The sequence below is a fragment of the Oleiphilus sp. HI0128 genome (genome assembly GCF_001635365.1).
On the sequence record NZ_LWGG01001471.1, the window covers coordinates 1 to 20,656 of the forward strand.

16 protein-coding genes are annotated in these 20,656 nt (G+C 45.3%); 8 read left to right on the forward strand and 8 right to left on the reverse strand.

Going from position 1 to position 20,656, the window contains the following annotated elements:
• The 5 genes from A3763_RS29185 to A3763_RS24255 form a co-directional block, all read left to right on the forward strand.
• Window positions 1–312: hypothetical protein (locus tag A3763_RS29185; RefSeq protein ID WP_197483095.1), on the forward strand; the 312-nt coding region annotated here is incomplete at its 5' end.
• 158 nt (window positions 313–470) lie between these two features.
• Window positions 471–1,553, forward strand: coding sequence for a peptide chain release factor 1 (gene prfA / locus A3763_RS24240; RefSeq protein ID WP_068513797.1), 1,083 nt, complete (start codon window positions 471–473; stop codon window positions 1,551–1,553).
• A 29-nt stretch (window positions 1,554–1,582) separates the two neighbouring features.
• Entirely contained in the window at window positions 1,583–2,425 is an 843-nt protein-coding gene (prmC, locus tag A3763_RS24245) for a peptide chain release factor N(5)-glutamine methyltransferase (RefSeq protein WP_068513801.1), read from the forward strand.
• A 31-nt stretch (window positions 2,426–2,456) separates the two neighbouring features.
• Window positions 2,457–3,236, forward strand: a complete 780-nt coding sequence (locus A3763_RS24250) for a molybdopterin-synthase adenylyltransferase MoeB (RefSeq protein WP_082870302.1) — start codon at window positions 2,457–2,459, stop codon at window positions 3,234–3,236.
• A gap of 118 nt (window positions 3,237–3,354) precedes the next feature.
• Window positions 3,355–4,104, forward strand: a complete 750-nt coding sequence (locus A3763_RS24255; RefSeq protein ID WP_068513803.1) for an ABC transporter substrate-binding protein — start codon at window positions 3,355–3,357, stop codon at window positions 4,102–4,104.
• A 26-nt stretch (window positions 4,105–4,130) separates the two neighbouring features.
• On the opposite strand, the gene A3763_RS24260 is transcribed toward A3763_RS24255, so the two are convergent.
• The 7 genes from A3763_RS24260 to minC form a co-directional block, all read right to left on the reverse strand.
• Entirely contained in the window at window positions 4,131–5,228 is a 1,098-nt protein-coding gene (locus A3763_RS24260; RefSeq protein ID WP_068513806.1) for a hypothetical protein, read from the reverse strand.
• Between the two features lie 100 nt (window positions 5,229–5,328).
• Window positions 5,329–6,429 (reverse strand): hypothetical protein, encoded by a 1,101-nt coding sequence (locus A3763_RS24265; RefSeq protein ID WP_068513810.1) that lies wholly within the window; start codon window positions 6,427–6,429, stop codon window positions 5,329–5,331.
• Between the two features lie 231 nt (window positions 6,430–6,660).
• Entirely contained in the window at window positions 6,661–8,085 is a 1,425-nt protein-coding gene (locus tag A3763_RS24270) for a PhoH family protein (protein WP_068513813.1), read from the reverse strand.
• A 93-nt stretch (window positions 8,086–8,178) separates the two neighbouring features.
• Window positions 8,179–8,682 (reverse strand): HPP family protein, encoded by a 504-nt coding sequence (locus tag A3763_RS24275; RefSeq protein ID WP_068513817.1) that lies wholly within the window; start codon window positions 8,680–8,682, stop codon window positions 8,179–8,181.
• A 73-nt stretch (window positions 8,683–8,755) separates the two neighbouring features.
• The gene (gene minE / locus A3763_RS24280) at window positions 8,756–9,007 is read right to left on the reverse strand and encodes a cell division topological specificity factor MinE (RefSeq protein WP_068513820.1); all 252 of its coding nucleotides are present in this window, start codon (window positions 9,005–9,007) and stop codon (window positions 8,756–8,758) included.
• Window positions 9,004–9,825, reverse strand: a complete 822-nt coding sequence (gene minD / locus A3763_RS24285) for a septum site-determining protein MinD (RefSeq protein WP_068513822.1) — start codon at window positions 9,823–9,825, stop codon at window positions 9,004–9,006. The genes minE and minD overlap by 4 nt, the downstream gene beginning before the upstream one ends.
• Window positions 9,826–9,932: 107 nt before the next feature.
• On the reverse strand, window positions 9,933–10,760 hold the full coding sequence (minC, locus tag A3763_RS24290; RefSeq protein ID WP_082865084.1) for a septum site-determining protein MinC: 828 nt from the start codon (window positions 10,758–10,760) through the stop codon (window positions 9,933–9,935).
• Window positions 10,761–11,008: 248 nt separating this feature from the next.
• Between minC and parC the strand changes: the two genes are divergently transcribed.
• Window positions 11,009–13,297, forward strand: a complete 2,289-nt coding sequence (parC, locus tag A3763_RS24295) for a DNA topoisomerase IV subunit A (protein WP_068513825.1) — start codon at window positions 11,009–11,011, stop codon at window positions 13,295–13,297.
• Window positions 13,290–14,501 carry a phosphoserine phosphatase SerB gene (gene serB, locus A3763_RS24300; RefSeq protein ID WP_068513828.1) on the forward strand — a complete coding sequence of 404 codons (1,212 nt, stop codon included), beginning with the start codon at window positions 13,290–13,292 and terminating at the stop codon, window positions 14,499–14,501. The genes parC and serB overlap by 8 nt, the downstream gene beginning before the upstream one ends.
• Window positions 14,502–14,523: 22 nt before the next feature.
• Here the strand turns inward: serB and mltF are convergent, their stop codons facing one another.
• The gene (mltF, locus tag A3763_RS24305; protein ID WP_197476065.1) at window positions 14,524–16,014 is read right to left on the reverse strand and encodes a membrane-bound lytic murein transglycosylase MltF; all 1,491 of its coding nucleotides are present in this window, start codon (window positions 16,012–16,014) and stop codon (window positions 14,524–14,526) included.
• Between the two features lie 325 nt (window positions 16,015–16,339).
• Between mltF and purL the strand changes: the two genes are divergently transcribed.
• Window positions 16,340–20,242, forward strand: a complete 3,903-nt coding sequence (gene purL / locus A3763_RS24310) for a phosphoribosylformylglycinamidine synthase (RefSeq protein WP_068638900.1) — start codon at window positions 16,340–16,342, stop codon at window positions 20,240–20,242.
• The last annotated feature ends 414 nt before the right edge of the window (window positions 20,243–20,656 follow it).

The window sequence follows — 20,656 nt, forward strand, 5'->3', positions numbered from 1 at the left end:
GCCGAGTTTGTTCAAGCTCATGAGATTGAAGACTGGATTTCCGAATTGGCTAATCGTTTTATGGGGGCGCTCAAAAACAAACTCATCGATTATCAGCACTACCTGCAACTCGGCACCCCTCAAAAGCAGTTTGGCATTCGGCTTGATGAATTGCTTGACGAAGGTTTTTCGATGTTAACGCTTAACTTTCAAAGTGGGCGAGAAGTCTTTGAATGTAGTTTGCACACAAAAGTATTAAATCAAAATTTGTCCTTTGAGTATAAAGAGCCTGAAGCCGATCCTTTTGATGATGGCGAGCTAGAGATGTTCTAAATCTTTCTACAAGAGCTAGCTTTTGTTTCGCGCCGCTATTTTTGCTAAAATGCCGCGCAATTTCCTACATATTGAATTTTTGTGACCTTACTTTATCAAAAGCGTTTGTTCTTCAGGCTTTATAGTTAAGTTAAGGTCATCTAGCTGGTTACTATTCCATGAAAGAATCCTTATTGCTTCGTTTAGACAGTATTTCTGAACGTTACGAAGAATTAGCAGCTCTTATGAGCGACCCTGATGTGATCACAGACCAGAATAAATTTCGCGACTTTTCAAAAGAGTATGCTGAAATTGAGCCGGTTGTGAAATGTTACGCTAGCTACAGACAAGCTCAGGACGACATCGAAGAAGCCAACATGCTGATGAATGATGGTGATGCCGATATGCGCGAGATGGCTCAAGAAGAGCTGAAAGAGGCAAAGTCTTCTTTGGAAACTCTTGATAAGGAGTTGCAGACTCTCTTGTTACCTAAAGATCCGAATGACAAGAATAACGTTTTCTTGGAAATTCGAGCGGGAACCGGTGGTGATGAGGCGGCAATTTTCTCTGGGGATTTATTTCGCATGTATTCTCGTTATGCTGAGAAGAAAGGCTGGAAGGTTGAAGTGGTTAGCGAAAACCTGGGTGAGCACGGTGGTTATAAAGAAGTGATTACACGGCTTGTCGGTGAGGGTGTATATGGGAGCCTGAAGTTTGAGTCAGGAGCTCATCGTGTACAACGTGTTCCAGAAACCGAATCGCAAGGCAGGGTTCATACTTCGGCTTGTACGGTGGCTGTGATGCCGGAAATTGATGCTGTGGATGAGATCGAAATCAATAAGGCTGACTTGCGTATCGATACCTTCCGGGCTTCGGGCGCCGGTGGTCAGCACGTCAACAAAACGGATTCGGCTATTCGTATTACCCACTTGCCAACAGGTGTGGTAGTTGAGTGTCAGGACGAACGATCACAGCATAAGAATAAGGCTCGCGCTCTATCTTTGTTGCAATCGAGGCTACTGACGGCTGAACAGGAAGCGCATGCTCAAGAACAATCAGATCAACGAAAAAGTCTCGTAGGTAGTGGTGACCGTTCTGAGCGAATCAGAACCTATAACTTTCCTCAAGGTCGCATGACTGATCATCGAATTAATTTGACGCTCTATAAGCTAGCTGAAGTTATGGAAGGTGATTTGGACCAGGTGTTACAGCCTTTATTGCAAGAGCATCAGGCTGAATTACTCACTTCTATGGGTGAGTAATAAGTAGATATAGCTTATTGGAGTTTGATATGAGCCATCAACTGACTATTTCAGAGGCGATGGCAAAATCCCTCGAATTGACAAGCAGTTCGGCATCTTTGGATGTTGAGCTGCTCTTATGTCACGTGCTCGATTGCGAGCGTGCTTATTTACGGACCTGGCCTGATAAAAGTCTGGATCAAGACCAAACCGAGCACTTTCTTTCTCTTGTTTCACAACGCCAAAAAGGGCGTCCTATTGCCCACCTAATTGGTCAGCGAGATTTTTGGACTCTAAATTTAAAGGTTAATGAGCATACTCTCATTCCAAGGCCTGATACCGAAGTGCTTGTTGAAAGGGCTTTGAATTTGCCGTTGGATAAGTCCGCCATTTCAGTACTTGATCTCGGAACGGGCACGGGGGCGATAGCCTTGGCATTAGCTAGTGAGCGCCCAGCATGGCAGGTCAATGGTGTTGACCGTTTTCCAAAGGTCATTGAGCTAGCAAGGCAAAACGCAAACTTGAATAGCCTTCCTCATGTTGAGTTCTTCTGCAGCGATTGGTTTTCCGCATTCCGGGAGCAGCGTTTTTCTCTGATTGTTAGTAATCCTCCCTATATCGATGCCAAAGATAAGCACCTGCGTGAAGGGGATGTTCGATTTGAGCCTGCTTCTGCTCTGATTGCTGAAGATCAGGGGATGGCCGATATCAAAAAGATTACGCATGATGCGCGTGAGTTTCTCGAAGCAGGTGGCTGGCTACTTTTTGAACATGGCTATGACCAGGCAGAGCTTGTTAGGTCAGTACTGAAAAAAGCGGGTTATCAGCAGGTCGAGACAAGTAAAGATTATGGCGGTAACGATCGTGTTACCCAGGGCCAATGGACTGGGTAAGACTAGTTTTATATCTGTATAGAGGTGAATTGTGAGCGAGCAGCAAAGTCGCGAAGTTTATCAAGAGTTAAGTGATCCGGAGTTATTGCGATATAGCCGGCAGATCATGTTGCCTAAATTCGATGTTGCGGGGCAGTTGGCGCTCAAGAATGCAAAAGTACTTATTATTGGTGCGGGTGGCTTGGGTAGCCCGGTTGCGATGTATCTTGCAGCAGCAGGTGTTGGCTGCATAACTATCGTTGATGATGACCATGTTGATGTTTCCAACTTGCAGCGCCAAATTCTACATGGCGAAAGCTCGTTAGGAAAAATGAAAGTAGACTCCGCGGCTGAAATGCTTGGCAATATAAACCCTCATGTTGAAGTGAAGGTACTTGCCAAACGTCTGGATGAGGAGGGGTTACGGTCTGCTGTCGCCAGAGTTGACTTGGTTTTGGACTGCAGCGACACATTCACAACTCGATTCTCGGTCAATAGAGCATGTGTCGAAGAAGCAAAGCCTCTAGTGTCTGGTGCCGCGATTCGAATGGAAGGGCAGGTAAGTGTTTTCGATATGCGTGACGATGAAGCACCGTGTTATCAGTGTTTGTATGCTGAAGGGGATGACGAGCAGCTTACCTGCTCAACGTCAGGTGTTATGGCGCCGTTGGTTGGCATTATAGGGAGCATGCAGGCAATGGAGGCTATTAAGGTACTGAGTGGCCTAGGATGTTCTTTAAAAGGGCGCTTAATGATGCTGGATGCTACTTCGATGGAGTGGCGGACGTTGAAACTGAAGAAAGACTCAGGCTGTCAGGTCTGTGGTAAATAAGTAAAACGGACTCTTGATTCGACTCAAGTAAAGCTAGATCAATTTGGTATTTTTAGTGAAAGATATTGCTTAATTACTATTTCCTTCCAATAATGAAAGTATACGGAGGAGTGGAGTGATGAGAGAGATTACATCGAAGCTAGGCTTGCTGGTATTGCTTTTTTCAGTAGGGAACGTTAGCGCAGAGACTCTTAAGTTCAGTTATTGGGATGATGCGAAGCCACCTTTTGTTATTGAACATGATGGTGTAGTCCATTCTGGCATTATCAAAGATCTGGCCGACCAGATTTCTTCCGAAGCGGGATTGCAAGCCGAGTTTGTGAAACTTCCAGTCTTGCGAATTGAGCAACAATTGCAGTCAGGTGACATCGATGTGGATTGTTTGACGAGCCCTATTTGGAAGGAATTACCTTCTTCCTATCATTGGTCCCCTGTTTTATTTGATGGGGCAGACAGATTTCTTGTTCGTCCAGAACTTAGCTTGAAGCTTCATTCATACAATGACCTTAAAGGAACAACTCTAGGAATCTATAACGGTTATGTTTATCACCCTGAAGTGATGAGCCTGATTAAGTCTGGAGACGTAGCGACAATCAAGCTGAAGGGCTTGGAGCATGGGATTCACTTGCTGCAATTGAAAAGGCTAGATGTGCTGATTGATTTCGGGATTTTGCTCAAGTATCAACTTCGAGAAAGAAAATTGAATGAGCAGCTTGTATTGGCCAAGCTGCCTGCAGACGAATATAAACTTCATTGCGCCTATTCAAAACAAATTAAAAATAAGATTGCGCCAAAAACACTCGATATGCTTATTGAAAACCTCGTCAGAACCGGTGAGCTTGATCGAATTCTAAAACGTTATCAGTGATCCACTTCATTAGATAAATTGCTGCTTTATTGGCTTGCGGCATACTGTGTTGATCGAAACTGGCTCAAACTATAATCTCTTGTATAGAATTCAGGGTGAGCTAAGGGCGCTAGTTGGATAGGTAAGGCTACTTTTGCGAGTGACAGGTTTTTCAGCAAGAAAGGGCCTTCTTCCTGAGCGTCATGAATCATTAAGCCATCGAACTCCAAAGGTATCCAATGCTTGCCAGGTGCAAGCTCACCTGAATGTTGGGTTGTGCCAATAGGTGTATTACTGGCGCTATAGAGCGAGGCTTGAAAGTAAAAACGGTTTTTGCTGCTGACGCTAATTTCGGTCTCTATTAATAAATTCCCTTGCGCATTGAGCTTATCTCGAAAGTTTCCGGTCAGCTCTAGAGCCGGTTCTGAAAGAGTGAAAGTAATAGCGTCTGCAAGTTTGTTGGTTTTGTTAACGATTAGTACTTTATATAAACCAGCAATTTTTTCTGCATCAATATCAATTCGATATTCGTAAATGCCGTCCTGATTTTCGTCAGTGAACTCAAACTGTTGCAGGTTCGAGCTTTCATTGTAGATTAGTTGGCCCAGAAACTGGCTTGGAATTGGTGCTTGGTTCGCGTCCTGAAGGCTTGCATAGATGGTTGCTATGTCTCCATGAAGATAGTATTTCTTATCGCTCCAGATTGTTAGTGCAGTATGAGTCTCTTCATCAAGGCTGGTCCGTTCATCAATTGCGTAGCGCTTCTCGGTGGGGTCTTGCTCAGCTGAGCTGATTTTTTGGTTATAGTCTGGGTAGCGGGTAAAGCGATTGTGATCATCAATGATTGCTTCATGTAGTGCAGTTTTTTGCTGGATAGCTTTAATTCTGTCGATGGGGCTCAAGGGCGCTTGCTGCTCGAGAACTTCTTCCTGATCTTCGGTTTCATTGATGTCGGTGCTTGGTAGTTTGGATGGTATTTTTGCTATGACATTATTATTTTCAGTTTTTTGCTGAGCCTGATCAGCAGAGGTCTTACTAACGACAGCAAGCTCGGGCGTGTCTGTGTTTGAGCTGTTGAGCCATAGAAGCCCGCCAATTGAAAGAATTGAAACAAGTGAGATTGTTATTGTTTTGTGTTTCTGCATTTTGGTTAACTCTTAGTTTAGGCGCTTGGTGACTTGGAGGGTAACCCTGGAACTAGCCGTGTAGTTCCAGGGTTCAGTCTATCTCTTGATTTTGCTTATCTTAGTTTGCAGTACAAGAGTCTATGCGGCCGGCCATGTTGCGTCCATTGCCGCAAGATAGGCCGTTTTCGATGGAGGTGTAGCTTGGAGAGTTTATGCCTCCGTTTCGTTCTGCATCGTGGTCGGTATAAACACTCGCCATATTATAGGTGCGCGGTGTGCCTTTATTGCTGTTATTACACTTGAAGGTCGGGCTGCCGTAGGCAATACCAAAGAATGTTTTGTAGGTATTCAGGTCGTCCCAAATATTGCGCTTACCGGAACCTTCACAGCTCATTTGCGATGCCAGGTTGATATAACCATCATCTTCGCCATTAAGCATAGCCGCAGATGCGCCTTCAATACCAGGGAAGCTCTTGTAACCGCCCATAACATAAACCGGAGCAGCTAGGTTGGAACCAATATAATTCTTAACAGTGTAAGAATCGTTTGTTTGAAGCCATTGTACACTTGGGTTGCAGTCTTTACCTAAGAATGCCGCGTTTATAAGTGCATCTAACCAGTTGCCGTTACAAACTCGGTCAGCACCTTCGGTTCCGGTTATTGCGCCGCCAAGCGTGAAAATCCCGAGAATGTCGTTCATGGCGGATGCATAATCAACACTAACGGAACCAGAGCTTGTGTAAGCCGTATTGTAGTTGGGTGCGCCTGAGACCGCATTACCGGCGATAAACATCATCTGCTGAGCGCCCTGACTATGCGATACAACCCAAAAGTCGTCATTGGCCGAGCATTGAGTGCCAGCTTGAGGGTGATTGAGGCCGTCTCCGTTACCTTGCTTGATAGAAATGATCTGTCGAGCAATTTCGCCAGAGGTTTCGTTTCTCCAGTAAGGGTAGCCGCTTTCGTCGGTTGAGTCGTAACCAACAATGGCATAATTGTCGCCAGAGCTCAGCAAGTCATCCATAAAGTCAGCACCGTTATAGTTGCTGAAGTGGGATGTTCGCCAAGAGTCGAGGGCATTGATTTTGATGTCGCCTTGGGTTCCGTGCCCGTGAACCATTATATAGCAGTTGTCGGCAGCCATCGCTTGCCCTGATCCCCATAATAGAGATAAAGAAAGCGCGCAGGTGGAAAGTATAGATTTCTTAGTTTTAAACATAGTTAGGACCTTTCGATATGTATATTATTTTTATTTTGCGTCCTGCGGACAAAGTACAACAGACACTTTATCTGACCATTATCTGAGAAGAGAGGGCCGACCTGTTTTTACTTGATCATTATTTATCGGGAATGGTAAGAAGACCATGACAGTAGAGGACAGAGTATTGGCATTTTTGGCAATAAATATAGGGCAAGCACTTAGGCTTACCCTATAGACTTTTATGCCTGTTTAGTCAGAAAAATTGGCAGCAACGTAGTCTGCAAGACGGGAGCGTTCAACGCTTTGTAGTGTGATGTGAGCATAGTGTTCCCAGTTTCGCATGCGGTCCATTGCAAAGCTGAAGCCACTCGTTGAGGCCGATAGATAGGGTGTATCAATTTGCTTTAGGTTGCCAATCGCAATGACCTTAGTGCCTGGACCAGCTCGTGATATGAGACCGTGCATTTGTGCAGAGGTCAGGTTCTGGGCTTCATCAATAATGAAGATCTTGTCGGAGAAACTTCGGCCTCTCATAAAACCGGAGCTTTTTATTTTTACGCGGCTTTTTAAGAATTCAACACTCGACTTCCTTTCGAAATCGGTGCCGTTGGGGTTGGCGCTCAATGTTTCCAAAGCATCGGTGATCGCGCCCATCCAAGGGCCGATTTTATCTTCTTCTTCGCCGGGTAAGAAGCCGATATCTTCACCCATTGGAACCGTGGCCCGAGTGACAATGATTTCATCATAAAACTTATCTTCGTACACCTGGTGTAGTGCCGCAGCTAGGGTTAACAGAGTTTTACCTGTCCCGGCTTCTCCGGCGATGGTGACGAAATCAATTTCAGGATCAGTGAGTGCTGCCAAAGCAAAATTCTGTTCTTTGTTTTTAGCTTGAATTCCCCAGCAATGATATTGAGATTCAAAATCGGGTAATAACTCAATCGTAGCCGTCTGATCGACAACTTGTCTCAATTGGCCGCGGAAAGTTTGATTACTGCTGGAGTCTGAATATATGTGAGTATTGATGCTCCAGTTGCGAACCCAGGGAGCAGTAATGTGATAGGTGATAAGCGTGCCAAATTCCTGAGAATCCTCTCGGTCAATTTTGATATCTATACCAGGCGCTTCCCACATTTCATCGGTAATTTCGACTTGGCCACTAAAGAGTAATTCGTCACCGACATTGGCTACTTGGTCATTTCGGTAGTCTTCTGAAATCAGGCCATGAACGCTGGCCTTAATGCGCATATTAATATCTTTAGTAACTAGAACTACTGCTACGTCACTATTAGCGTAGTTTTCGCTCAGTTGTCGGGTGACAGCAATGATTTCGTTGTCTGCAACCGGCGCACGTTCCTTTTCGAAGGTTTGGAAGAATAGCTTGCCCTCGTGATTAGTAGCCGGATATAAGGTGCAGGAGTCAAGGCTGATGCCTTTATCGAGCTGGTCTATTTCTATGTTGGATAATAGCTCGTCAAGATAACGGTGAGCCTGCCGAGCGTTGCGGGCAATTTCATTTTTGCCTCGTTTGTGACCATCGAGTTCTTCTAATACTCGAAGAGGAATAAACACTGCGTGTTCATCAAACTTGTAAATAGACTCTGGTTCGTGGATTAGTACATTGGTATCGAGTACATAAAGCTTCTTGTTGTGTTTTAACTTACTTTTTACCATACAAAAACCTCTGACTTATGCAACTTAGGGTTGATAGTTAACTGACCAGATTGTGCCATCAAGTGTGATGCCATCAATTAGAGCTAAGCGTATTTAGCTAGCAGCTTCATCGACGATGACTTTGAGTAGATCATAAGTAGTAATGATACCGCTCAGGTCTTCACCTTTTTTGACAAAAACGCGGTGTAAATGCTCCTCCATCATTAGTTTAGCGACGTCGACAATGGCTGTTTCCTCGTCGACGGAGAAAATTATTGGGGTCATAATATCGCCTACTTCTACTGGAAGTTTGGCCATGCCTTCAAAAATCATCATACGTAAGCGTCTTGCTTCGAGCTTCTCTTCTTCGCTGAGCTGTTCCTCATAAGAGCTATCAACAGAATTTAAGTGGAAGTCGGCAATATCTTTAAGTGTAGCAATGCCAATAAGCTGCCCTTCTTGATTAGCAACGGGGCTGCCAGAGATATTGTTATCAGATAAGAAGGCAGAAAATTGCTGCATGGTCCAGGATTGTGGGACAGATTTGACGTGTGGAGTCATAATGTCGCGAGCGTAGAGTTTATTTAGCTTTCCTGAAGTGGTGTTGCCAGTGTTCATGCTATGGGGTCATTCCTTTACTTAAATTCTACAGTAGTAACTTAAAAAAAAGACCTCCGAAGAGGTCTTGGTCTTAATCTTCTGGAAGTGTAACGTTTAGTTCCAGAATTGAGCAATCATCGTTTTTATCTAGCTGTACCTGAACTTGTTCTTGATCGACAGGTACATATTTTCTTATCACCTCGAGAATCTCTTGTTGGAGCTGAGGTAAATAATCAGGTTGTTCACGTTTACCTCGTTCATGTGCGACGATGATTTGTAAACGTTCTTTAGCGATTGATGCAGTGTTCTTTTTGCTGCTTTTAAAGTAATCGAAAAAACTCATGCTGTTGTAGACCCCTTAAACATACGTTTAAAGAAGCCCTTTTTCTCTGTTTGCAAGAAGCGATGAGGCAGCTCGTTACCTAGCAGTCTCTCTACAGCATCCGAGTAGGCTTGTCCGGCATTGCTTTCTTGGTCGTGAATAACAGGAACCCCTTGGTTTGAAGAGGATAGTACTGCCTGAGACTCAGGTATAACGCCTAGTAGTTTCACGGCCAGAATATCTTTTACATCTTCTACATTAAGCATTTCGCCTCTATCGACTCGCTCTGGGTTATAGCGAGTTAGTAGCAGGTGCTCTTTGACGGGTTCTAGTCCTTGCTCGGCACGTCGAGATTTACTGTTCAGGATACCAAGGATTCGGTCAGAATCCCTGACTGAAGATACTTCAGGGTTTGTGACGATAATCGCTTCATCGGCAAAATACAGAGCCATCTGTGCGCCGTGTTCAATACCGGCAGGTGAGTCACAGATAATGAAGTCGAAAGTCTTGGCAAGTTCAGATAGAACTTTTTCAACACCATCTTCGGATAGGGCATCTTTATCACGAGTCTGAGACGCTGGCAGGATGTACAGATTTTCAACCTGCTTATCCTTGATAAGTGCTTGGTTAAGTGTCGCTTCGCCATTGATGACATTTACGAAATCGTAAACGACGCGTCGTTCACAGTTCATAATTAAGTCCAGATTTCGTAGACCTACATCAAAATCAATGACTACTGTTTTTTTGCCCTTAAGGGCCAGACCTGTTGATATGGACGCGCTAGTGGTGGTTTTACCTACGCCGCCTTTTCCAGAAGTTATGACAATCGTCTTAGCCAATTTTATATCCCGTCTTACTAATTGTGTGTCGTTAAAAGGTTACGGTACAGCTTTGTTATTTGTATTCGGAAGTCCTTTGTAAGTGCTGTAATCCAGATCCGTTTTCGTTATATTTCAAGTTCTTTAAAGCTTAGTGTCTCGTTGCTTAAATAGACTTGAGTTGGTTTTTTTAGTGCTGCTTTATCGATATCTTCGCTGATTTTGTATTGCCCGGCAACAGAAACCAGTTCTGCTTCAAGGCTGTGGCAGAAAATTCGAGCATTCGTATTGCCCTTTACCCCTGCTAAGGCGCGACCGCGCAGTGCGCCATATACGTGAATATTACCATCAGCCAAGATCTCTGCACCGGCGCTAACCGGCGCAAGTATGATCAAATCTCCATCGGCAGCATAAACTTGCTGGCCTGAACGGATAGGGGTGTGAATGATTTTGCTTTGCTGAGGTGCTTGTTGAACGACAGTTTTAACCACTTCGACTGTTTCAACTTCTGTATGTACGACCTCTTTTACCTTAGCCTCTGGCTTTTCTGGTGCTGGCTCTGCCTGTCTTTCTTTCTGTTTTGCCAGTAGCCCTAAGCCTGCCTCTTTTGCAGCTTGCTGGTGCTTCTCTAAACCGCCCCTAACTGCCACTGCTTTAATCGAAAACTCACGACATTGGTTGATCAGTTTGTCAAAAGGAACACTGTCTTCTTCAGTAAGCTGTTCGATGTCAATGATGACAGGGAGGTTCTCGAAAAAGCCAGGGGCTTGTGTTGTCTTTGCTGAAAGCTCTTGCTGAATTTGAGCTTCGTCATAGTAGGCCAATTCCAGAACGGTCATCGGCAGTAAAGAGCCTTTAAGCTTTAGGCAGTTGCCAGATGAGCGAGTGGTAGAAGCGGTAGATTCAGGTGTCGCCTGATCGTTAGAGTTGGAGCTGACTGTGGCGCTAGACGTCATTGAGTTACCTGAGCTTGGTTTCTGTGCAATCAGGCCCGATTGTAAGCCAGTTGAGTCACGCACAGATACTTAAATTACAGTTATTGTTTGTGTCATGCCGCAGTTCGAATTAGAGTGCGGTTGATATAGTGAAATATCTTAACATGAGATTGATACTTTCGCTCGAATTTTTAGACTTAATGTGGGACACTTTCGCTCATTATAAAACTGGCCGCTTTTTATAGAGTCCTTAATTAAAAAAGGTAACCATGACCAACGAAATTATGTCTTTTGAAGACGGAGTTGAACAGGTTTCGCTTCGTGAATACACCGAGAAAGCTTATTTAGACTACTCAATGTACGTCATTCTTGATCGTGCATTGCCACATGTTGGGGACGGCTTGAAGCCTGTCCAGCGTAGAATCGTTTACGCTATGTCCGAATTGGGCTTGAAGGCGACAGCCAAGTACAAAAAGTCTGCTCGTACGGTGGGTGATGTCTTGGGTAAGTTTCACCCTCATGGAGACAGTGCTTGTTACGAGGCAATGGTCTTGATGGCGCAGCCCTTCAGTTATCGCTACCCCCTTATTGACGGACAAGGAAACTGGGGTTCTCCGGATGACCCGAAGTCTTTTGCTGCGATGCGATATACCGAGTCAAGGCTGGCTCCTTACGCAGATACACTTTTAGCTGAGTTAGGTCAGGGCACCGTAGAGTGGGCGCCAAACTTTGATGGCACCATGGATGAACCTAAAACTCTGCCAGCACGCTTACCTAATTTGCTATTAAACGGTACCACGGGTATTGCCGTGGGTATGGCAACTGATATTCCACCACATAACCTTAGGGAAGTGGCGAGTGCTTGTATTCGCTTACTTGATGACAGCAGTGTCAGCAATGAGCAGCTTGCTGAGAATGTTCTGGGGCCGGATTATCCTACTGGTGCCGAGATCGTGACGCCTCGTACTGAGTTATTGAATATCTACGAAACGGGCAGAGGCTCGATTCGTATGCGTGGAATTTACCACAAGGAAAACGGCGATATTGTGGTAAGTGAATTACCGCACCAGACTTCCGGGGCTAAAGTACTGGAGCAGATCGCTTCGCAAATGCAGGCGAAGAAGCTGCCAATGGTTGCCGACTTACGAGATGAGTCTGACCATGAAAACCCAACCCGTTTAGTAATTGTTCCACGTTCTAACCGCGTTGATATTGAATCTTTAATGGGTCACCTTTATTCAAGCACCGATTTGGAAAAAACCTATCGTGTTAACTTGAATATGATTGGTATCGATGGCCGCCCGGCAGTGAAAGGCCTGAAGGTTATTTTAACTGAGTGGCTTAGTTATCGAACAGATACCGTAACGCGTAGACTTAAATTTAGGCTCGATAAAGTCGAGAAGCGACTACACCTCTTGGATGGGCTATTGGTCGCCTTCCTGAATATCGATGAAGTAATCCATATCATTCGAACAGAAGATGAGCCAAAAGCTGTGTTAATGGCTCGCTTTAATCTGACTGAAGTTCAGGCAGACTATATTCTGGATACCAAGTTGAGACAGCTCGCTCGACTTGAAGAAATGAAGATTCGTGCCGAGCAGGAAGAACTTGAAAAAGAACGTAAAGAATTGAAGAAAATCCTAGGTTCTTCAGCTTTGATGAAGGCCTTGATTAAAGAAGAATTATTGGCGGATGCAGAAAAATACGGCGATGATCGTCGCTCCCCAATCGTTGAGCGGCAAGAAGCAAAAGCTTTCTCAGAAGCTGATTTGATTTCATCTGAACCCGTGACGGTTGTCTTGTCAGAGAAAGGTTGGGTGAGATCGGCTAAAGGTCATGATATTGATCCGGCAGGGCTGAATTATAAGTCGGGTGATGGCTACGCTTTATCGGCCAAAGGTAAGAGTCATCAAGGTGTCGTGTTTATTGATTCTACCGGGCGCTCTTATACCGTGCCGACACATAGCTTGCCGTCAGCAAGAGGCCAGGGAGAGCCCTTGACCGGTAAGATCAACCCGCCTTCGGGCGCAACGTTTAAAGCGGTCGTGCTTGGTGAACCAGATCAGAAACTATTGATGATGAGCAGTGCTGGCTACGGCTTTATTAGCAATATTTCTAACTTGCAGAGCAAGAATAAAGCCGGTAAGGCTGCTTTGTCCTTACCTAAAGGGGCGGAAGTTATGTCGCCTCAAATGCTAGGTACTGTTGAGGGCAATTATATCGCAGCAGTGAGTAACGAAGGGCGGATGTTGGTCTTTCCCGTGAAGGATCTGCCAGAACTGGCGAAGGGAAAGGGTAACAAAATAATCAGTATTCCTTCTGCTCGAGTTCAAAGTGGTGAGGAGTGGTTGGTGTCCGTGGCAATTTTTGCTGAAGATGATCATTTAGTGATTCATTCAGGCAAGCGTCACTTGAAGTTAAAATTCTCAGACTTAACGCATTATGTCGGAGAACGTGGCAGGCGAGGGCATAAGCTTCCTAGAGGGCTGCAGAAAGTTGATCGCATGGAAGTTGTAAAAAATGAGCCTAAGCAGGCAAAAGGTGAAGTAATTGAGTGAAATTATTCTGATTAATGTTTCAGGGCGTGATAAGTCCGGCTTAACCTCTGAAATTACAGGTATTATGGCGCAATATGAATTGAATATTCTGGATATTGGCCAAGCTGTTATTCATGATCACCTTACCTGGGGGATTCTGGTTGAAGTGCCAAATGAAGGCAGTTCTTCTGGAGTGATGAAGGAGCTTTTGTTCCGTATGCACGAGCTGAACCTCCAAGTTACTTTTCAGGCTGTGAGTGCTGAAGAGTATATGCATTGGGTCGAAGGAAAGGGTAAAGCGCGCTATATCGTTACCTTGCTTTCTCGCCTGATCACTGCAGAGCAAATTGCTAAAGTCTCTGAAGTGACTGCGGAGCATGATTTGAATATCGACAACATTACCCGACTGTCCGGGCGTCGTGGTTTGGATGTCGATCCTCAGTCGAGCCAGGCATGTTTGGAGTTCTCTGTTCGCGGAAATGTGCCGGATGCTGAGGCGTTGAGAGCTGACTTTTTAAAGATTGCCAGTGAGCTTAACGTCGATATCGCCTTCCAGGAAGACACAATTTATCGCCGTAATCGTCGTTTGGTGGTTTTTGATATGGATTCCACCTTAATTGAAGCAGAAGTGATCGATGAGCTGGCGAAAGAAGCGGGTGTCGGAGATCAGGTATCTGAAATCACCGAGCAAGCCATGCGTGGTGAGATTGATTTTACTGAGAGCTTTGCTCGGCGTGTTGGTTTATTGGAAGGTTTGAGCGAAGAAGTGCTAAGCAAAGTAGCTGCGCGCCTTAAGATGACTGAAGGTGCAGAAAGGTTGATCTCAACGCTAAAAAGCCTGGGTTACAAGACTGCTATTTTATCGGGCGGTTTTACATACTTTGCTAAAGGGCTGCAGGATAAGCTTGGTATTGATTATGTTTATGCCAATGAGTTGGAAATTAAAAACGGTAAAGTAACGGGGTGCGTGACGGGCCAAGTGGTTGACGGCCAGCGCAAAGCGGCTTTGTTGGATGAATTAGCCAAGAAAGAAAAAATAGGGCGTGAGCAGGTTATTGCTGTCGGAGATGGTGCTAATGACTTGCCAATGCTGAGTCGAGCTGGATTGGGCGTAGCGTTTAGAGCTAAACCTCTTGTGAAAGAGTCCGCTCGTCATGCGATATCAAACCTAGGCCTTGATGCTGTACTTTACTTGATCGGCTTTAGAGATAGAGAAGCAGAGTAGGATCTTAAGGCTATCGGTATGTTTATTCGATAGTCTTAATTAGCCCTTCTTGAAAGTCTGTTTGTGCAATGGCTTGTTCGCTCGTTTGCGGTTGGGTCATCCAACTTAATACATCATAGTAGCGACGTATGTTTTGCACGTATATGACCGGCTCATTACCACGGGCGTAGCCGTAACGAGTCTGTTTATAATATTTCTTCTTCTGTAAAAGTGGTAAGAATTCTTTTACGTCCATCCATTTGTCCGGGTCTTTTCCGGCTTTCTCTGTCAGAATCCTTGCGTCATCAAGATGGCCGTAGCCCACGTTGTAGGCAGCTAAGGCAAGCCAGCTTCGGTCTGGTTCAGCTATGCGCTTCGGAATCCTGGCTCTAATTTTAGAGAAGTAGCGAACACCACCTTTGATACTCTGCTCAGGATCTAATCTGTTTTTAATGTTCATTTCCTTTGCCGTGATGCGTGTCAGCATCATTAGTCCACGAACACCGGTTGGAGAAGTTGCACGAGGTCGCCAGTGAGATTCTTGGTAGCCCATCGAGGCCATCAGGCGCCAGTCGATGTCTTGCTCTTCTGCAAACTCTTTAAAAGTTTCTTCGTACTTTGGCAGCCGGCTGTTTATATGCCGTATAAAGGTGCGAGCGCCCACGTAATTGAGTTGTCCCAAGTGTCCAAAATAGCGCTCTTTAAGGTTAATAAGTCTGCCATCTTCTTCAATTCGGGATAAGAAGTTGTTTACCTTGTTAATTAAGGTGTGATCTGTGCTGGCAGGAAAGTACCAGCTAATTTGTTGTGCTTCACCAATTTCAAAGGCCTTTTTAACTCGCGGGTAATAAGCTTGGTGAATATCTAGCTCGTTTGAGGTGATGATGGCGTAATCAATTTCTTTGTCTTGTACCATCTTCATCAGGTCAATGGTTTCAACATCAAGAGCTTCCCATTGAAGGGCGTTCATTAAGTCGGGATTTTCATTACGCAGGTTGTTTAATTCTTCTGCGTGATAACTGTCACTTACTACCGCGATACGCTTGTCAATAATATCGCTAATATCTCGCGGTCTAACACTACCGTATCGATAGACGACGATGGGGGTTGTTTCCATGTAAGAGCTGGAGTATTTATATCGATCTGCGCGCGTATCGGAGGCGACCATGCTGGCGGTCGCAATGTTGGTATAGTCGTTATCGAGTGCTGACAAAATCTGGCTGCGGGTGGCCGCGACTTTTACATCCAGTTTGAGTCCCGCATCTTCGGCAAACATTTTCGCAAGGTCATATTCAAAGCCAGCGGGGCCCTCTCGGCCTTCATAATAAACGGCTGGAGCGTTGCGAGTGATGATGTGTAATGTGCTGTGCTTATTGATTTTGTCCATCGTGCTGGGCTTTTCGCAAGCACAGAGCAACGAAGCAAGTAAGAGAATGACAAGCGTTTTGCCATAAAGTAATACTTGGTGAGTAGACCGAAGCTTAATTGGGCTCCGTCGAAGACTGGATTGAATAGAACTTTTTGAATAGGACAAATAAATACCTTTTAATCACCAGACTGCTACTGCATGCATTCCCTTGTTCCGGGGCAGGAGTGCCTCGCTTCAGCGGTGCTGAGCTGTTCCTTTATGTCACTAATTTTATGTATAATCTTTTCAGTAACTGGTCTCTGAGTCAACCTGGAGGGTGGTAAACATTGTTTCAAAATGTACCCGTTTGAGCTCCGTCACGGTCCCCGGATTCACAATTACTACGGCCATTATACCTTCAGATACAATTCTTGGTTAACAGACGCGCCAGTTTCGAGTAGAATACCGCCTCCATTATTTCAACGCTCCTTCGATGAGGTACGCCTTTATTATGTTGGAACTTCGAGGCGCTCCAGCTCTCTCTCCTTTTAGAAGTCATAAACTACTTGAAACCATCCAAGCAGTTATTCCAGAAATCGAATCTGTGTATGCAGAATTTATGCACTTTATTGATGTGTCGCAGGACTTAAATCCTAGCGAACTCAATATCTTGAATAAGCTGCTTACCTATGGTCCAAGTGTGCCCTCTGAGGCAGCGGAAGGCGTTTTGTTTTTGGTTGTTCCACGGCCTGGAACAATTTCACCCTGGTCTAGTAAAGCGACCGATATTGCGCATATTTGTGGCTTGAATCAGGTAAATCGAATTGAACGCGGTGTCGCATATTATGTTCGATCTGCTGAAAAGCTTACGCTCGAACAGCGCCAAACGCTATCTTCGCAGTTCTATGACAGAATGACTGAAGCTGTCTTCCATGAAACGGCGGGTGCCGAGTTGCTGTTTAGACACTCTGAACCGCGCCCTATGAGCAGTGTCGATGTGCTGTCATATGGTGAGAGTGCGCTTGAAGAAGCAAATAAGCGTATTGGTCTGGCTTTGGCTACAGACGAAATAGAGTATTTAACCAAAGCTTTCTGCGGGCTAAAGCGTAACCCGACAGACGTAGAGCTAATGATGTTTGCTCAGGCGAACTCTGAGCATTGTCGTCACAAGATCTTCAATGCATCTTGGGATATTGACGGTGAAGCTCAGCAAAAATCATTATTCTCGATGATTCGTAATACCAATGAGCTGAATTCTGAAGGTGTATTGTCTGCTTATGTTGATAACGCTGCGGTAATAGCCGGATCGAAAGGAAAGCGCTTCTACCCGAACCCTGAAACTCAGGAGTATCAGGCGCATGAGGAAGATATTCATATCCTCATGAAGGTTGAAACACATAACCACCCGACAGCTATTTCTCCATTCTCTGGTGCCTCGACAGGTTCAGGTGGTGAGATTCGTGATGAAGGTGCTACAGGTAAAGGCGCAAAACCTAAAGCTGGTCTGACAGGTTTTACGGTATCGAACCTAAGAATTCCTGGTTTCGAACAGCCATGGGAAACAGATTTTGGCAAGCCTGACCGAATGACTTCTGCCTATAACATCATGCTTGACGGTCCTCTAGGTGGTGCTGCCTTCAATAATGAGTTTGGTCGACCGAACTTGTGTGGCTACTTTAGAACCTTTGAAGAAGAAGTTGCTGGCCCGAATGGTCAGGAAATCAAGGGTTACCACAAGCCTATTATGATTGCTGGTGGTATGGGAAATATTAAAGAGTCCCATGTACTGAAAGGTGACATCGATGTTGGTGCAAAGCTAATTGTATTGGGTGGCCCGGCCATGCTGATCGGCCTTGGCGGCGGTGCAGCCTCTTCGATGGATTCAGGTGCTAGTCATGAGGACTTGGATTTTGCTTCTGTACAGCGTGAAAACCCTGAAATGGAACGTCGTTGCCAGGAGGTTATAGACCGCTGCTGGCAGCTTGATGATAATAACCCAATTGCCTTTATACATGACGTAGGGGCGGGTGGTTTATCAAATGCTTTTCCGGAGCTTGTGAAAGATGGCGGGCGCGGTGGACGATTCGACTTGCGAAAGATCCCTAACGATGAGCCTGGGATGGCGCCACACGAAATTTGGTGTAACGAATCTCAAGAACGTTATGTTATTGCTGTGTTGCCGCAAGACTTGGAGCGCTTTGAGGCGATTTGTGCTAGAGAACGCTGCCCCTACGCTGTGATTGGTGATGCTCTGGAAGAGCATGATTTAACACTGGAAGATCCGCACTTCGATAATAAGCCGGTTGATCTACCCATGTCAGTGTTGTTTGGAAAACCGCCTAAGATGCACCGTTCGGTTGAATCAGAAGCGTTTACTAAGCCGATGTTCGAGTCTAGTCAGATAGATATAAAAGAAGCGGCTGAGCGCATTCTACGTTTACCGAGTGTGGCGAGTAAGAGCTTCCTTATCACGATTGGTGATCGTTCAATTACCGGAATGGTTGCACGAGATCAGATGGTTGGCCCATGGCAGGTTCCCGTTGCTGATGTAGCGGTTACTGCGGTTGATCTTGAAAGCCATACTGGTGAAGCGATGGCGATGGGCGAGCGTACGCCAATTGCGAATATCGATGCGCCGGCTTCTGGTCGTATGGCTGTTGGTGAGGTGGTTACCAACCTGGCGGCTTCATCTATCGAAAAAATCTCTGATATTCGTTTGTCTGCTAACTGGATGGCCGCAGCGGGTCACCCAGGTGAAGACGACAATTTATATAAAACTGTTCAAGCGGTTGGCATGGAGTTGTGTCCTGAACTGGGTATTTCTATCCCGGTCGGTAAAGACTCTATGTCGATGAAAACTGTTTGGCAAGAAGGGCATGAGACACGCACGGTTACCTCTCCGTTGTCTTTGATTATTACCGGCTTTGCGCCAGTCAGTGATGTAAGAAAAACACTGACACCTGAGCTGGCAAGTGATCAGGGTGATACTGATCTAATATTGATTGATTTGGCGAATGGTCAAAACCGATTGGGTGGATCGGCTCTGGCACAGGTTTATAAGCAAATGGGTGCCGTCACGCCAGATGTCGACGACCCGGAAGATTTAAAAGCTTTCTTTGCTGTGATTCAGGGTTTGAATCAAGATGGCAAATTGCTGGCTTATCACGATCGTTCTGATGGCGGCTTATTTACAACCCTGGCGGAAATGTCATTCGCTGGGCGTGTAGGTGTTGACGTTAAGCTGGACTTGTTGGCTGAAGACTCCAGCCACTTCGCGCGAGAACTTTATAATGAAGAGCTAGGTGCAGTCATCCAGGTTAAGCAAGGTGATACTGAAGAGGTTCTTCAGCAATTCACTGCTGCGGGCTTAGGTGAGCATACGCTAGTAATTGGCCAGACCAACGAAGACGATAAGATTCGTTTTGCTTTTGATGGTCAGTCAGTTATTGAGGAATCTAGAGCTTACTATCAGAGAATTTGGGCAGAAACGAGCTATCGAATGCAATCGGCACGTGATAATGCCGAGTGTGCTCAAGAAGAATACGATACATTACTGGATGAAAAAGACCCTGGCTTGAACGCTAAACTAAGCTTCGATCCGAACGAAGATATCGTTGCGCCTTATATCAATACTGGTGCCAAGCCAAAGGTTGCGGTACTGCGTGAGCAGGGCGTTAATGGACAGATAGAGATGGCAGCTGCCTTCACCAAGGCAGGCTTCTCAGCCGTTGATGTTCATATGAGTGATCTCTTGGCTGGCAGAACAGCCTTAAGTGATTATAATGCGTTAGTCGCTTGCGGCGGCTTCTCTTACGGCGATGTTTTGGGCGCTGGTGAAGGTTGGGCGAAATCGATCTTGTTCAATAGCAGCGTGAGAGATCAATTCTCGGCCTTCTTTGAGCGTCAAGATACTTTAGCGCTTGGCGTTTGTAATGGCTGTCAGATGATGTCTAATCTTCGTGAGCTGATTCCTGGTTCAGAGCATTGGCCTCATTTTGTGCGCAACCGTTCTGAGCAGTTTGAAGCACGTGTAGCGCTCCTGGAAGTACAATCGTCTCCTTCTTTGATCTTGAATGGTATGGCGGGCTCTCGACTTCCTGTGGCAGTAGCGCACGGAGAAGGGCGAGCTGAATTCGCGAGTGAGCAAAAACTGGCGTCCCTGATGTCGTCTGAGCAATTGGCTTTAAAATACGTAGACAATTATGGGCAGACAGCGACTCGTTATCCTGCTAACCCGAATGGCTCTCCAGAAGGCTTAGCCGGGGTTTGTTCTCAGGATGGACGTGTGACGATTATGATGCCTCACCCTGAGCGTGTTTATCGTACTTTGCAAAACTCTTGGCACCCTAAGGACTGGGGAGAAGATGGTCCTTGGTTGAGGATTTTCAGAAACGCGAGAAAATGGTTCGTTTAACGAACCATTTTTTTTGCCTGGGTTTTGTCTAGAAAGATTGGTTAAATGCTCCGAATTTGGGCGTGTAACAAAATGTTAAAATCTGTATTTCTTTGTGAAAACTGCGACGTCGAATATTTGTCGACTTGATCGATAATTGACCTTCAAATTACGTTTCAAATAACGAAATATTGACAGGCTCTCAAAAAGACAACGTTTTTGCTGGTTTTTATGCACACATTTGAGGCGCTTGCTATATAAGTGAGTAAAAAACTGAGGCTTTCTACACTTTTCTTTGTTGACATATTTAACGTATTGATAATAAAGGGTTTATTTGCTTCGGTTAAAAAAGTGTCAATTTGTATGAAGTTCAGTGTTTATCAGTGTTTAGGGCGTTTTCCCAAAAACTTTCCCCAGAGTTATCCACAGTTTTTG

Coding starts and splice junctions, on each gene's coding strand:
- prfA (WP_068513797.1), top strand. CDS start 471: ATGAAAGAATCCTTATTGCTTCGTTTAGACAGTATTTCTGAACGTTAC.
- prmC (WP_068513801.1), top strand. CDS start 1,583: ATGAGCCATCAACTGACTATTTCAGAGGCGATGGCAAAATCCCTCGAA.
- A3763_RS24255 (WP_068513803.1), top strand. CDS start 3,355: ATGAGAGAGATTACATCGAAGCTAGGCTTGCTGGTATTGCTTTTTTCA.
- A3763_RS24260 (WP_068513806.1), bottom strand. CDS start 5,228: ATGCAGAAACACAAAACAATAACAATCTCACTTGTTTCAATTCTTTCA.
- A3763_RS24265 (WP_068513810.1), bottom strand. CDS start 6,429: ATGTTTAAAACTAAGAAATCTATACTTTCCACCTGCGCGCTTTCTTTA.
- A3763_RS24270 (WP_068513813.1), bottom strand. CDS start 8,085: ATGGTAAAAAGTAAGTTAAAACACAACAAGAAGCTTTATGTACTCGAT.
- A3763_RS24275 (WP_068513817.1), bottom strand. CDS start 8,682: ATGAACACTGGCAACACCACTTCAGGAAAGCTAAATAAACTCTACGCT.
- minE (WP_068513820.1), bottom strand. CDS start 9,007: ATGAGTTTTTTCGATTACTTTAAAAGCAGCAAAAAGAACACTGCATCA.
- minC (WP_082865084.1), bottom strand. CDS start 10,760: ATGACGTCTAGCGCCACAGTCAGCTCCAACTCTAACGATCAGGCGACA.
- parC (WP_068513825.1), top strand. CDS start 11,009: ATGACCAACGAAATTATGTCTTTTGAAGACGGAGTTGAACAGGTTTCG.
- purL (WP_068638900.1), top strand. CDS start 16,340: ATGTTGGAACTTCGAGGCGCTCCAGCTCTCTCTCCTTTTAGAAGTCAT.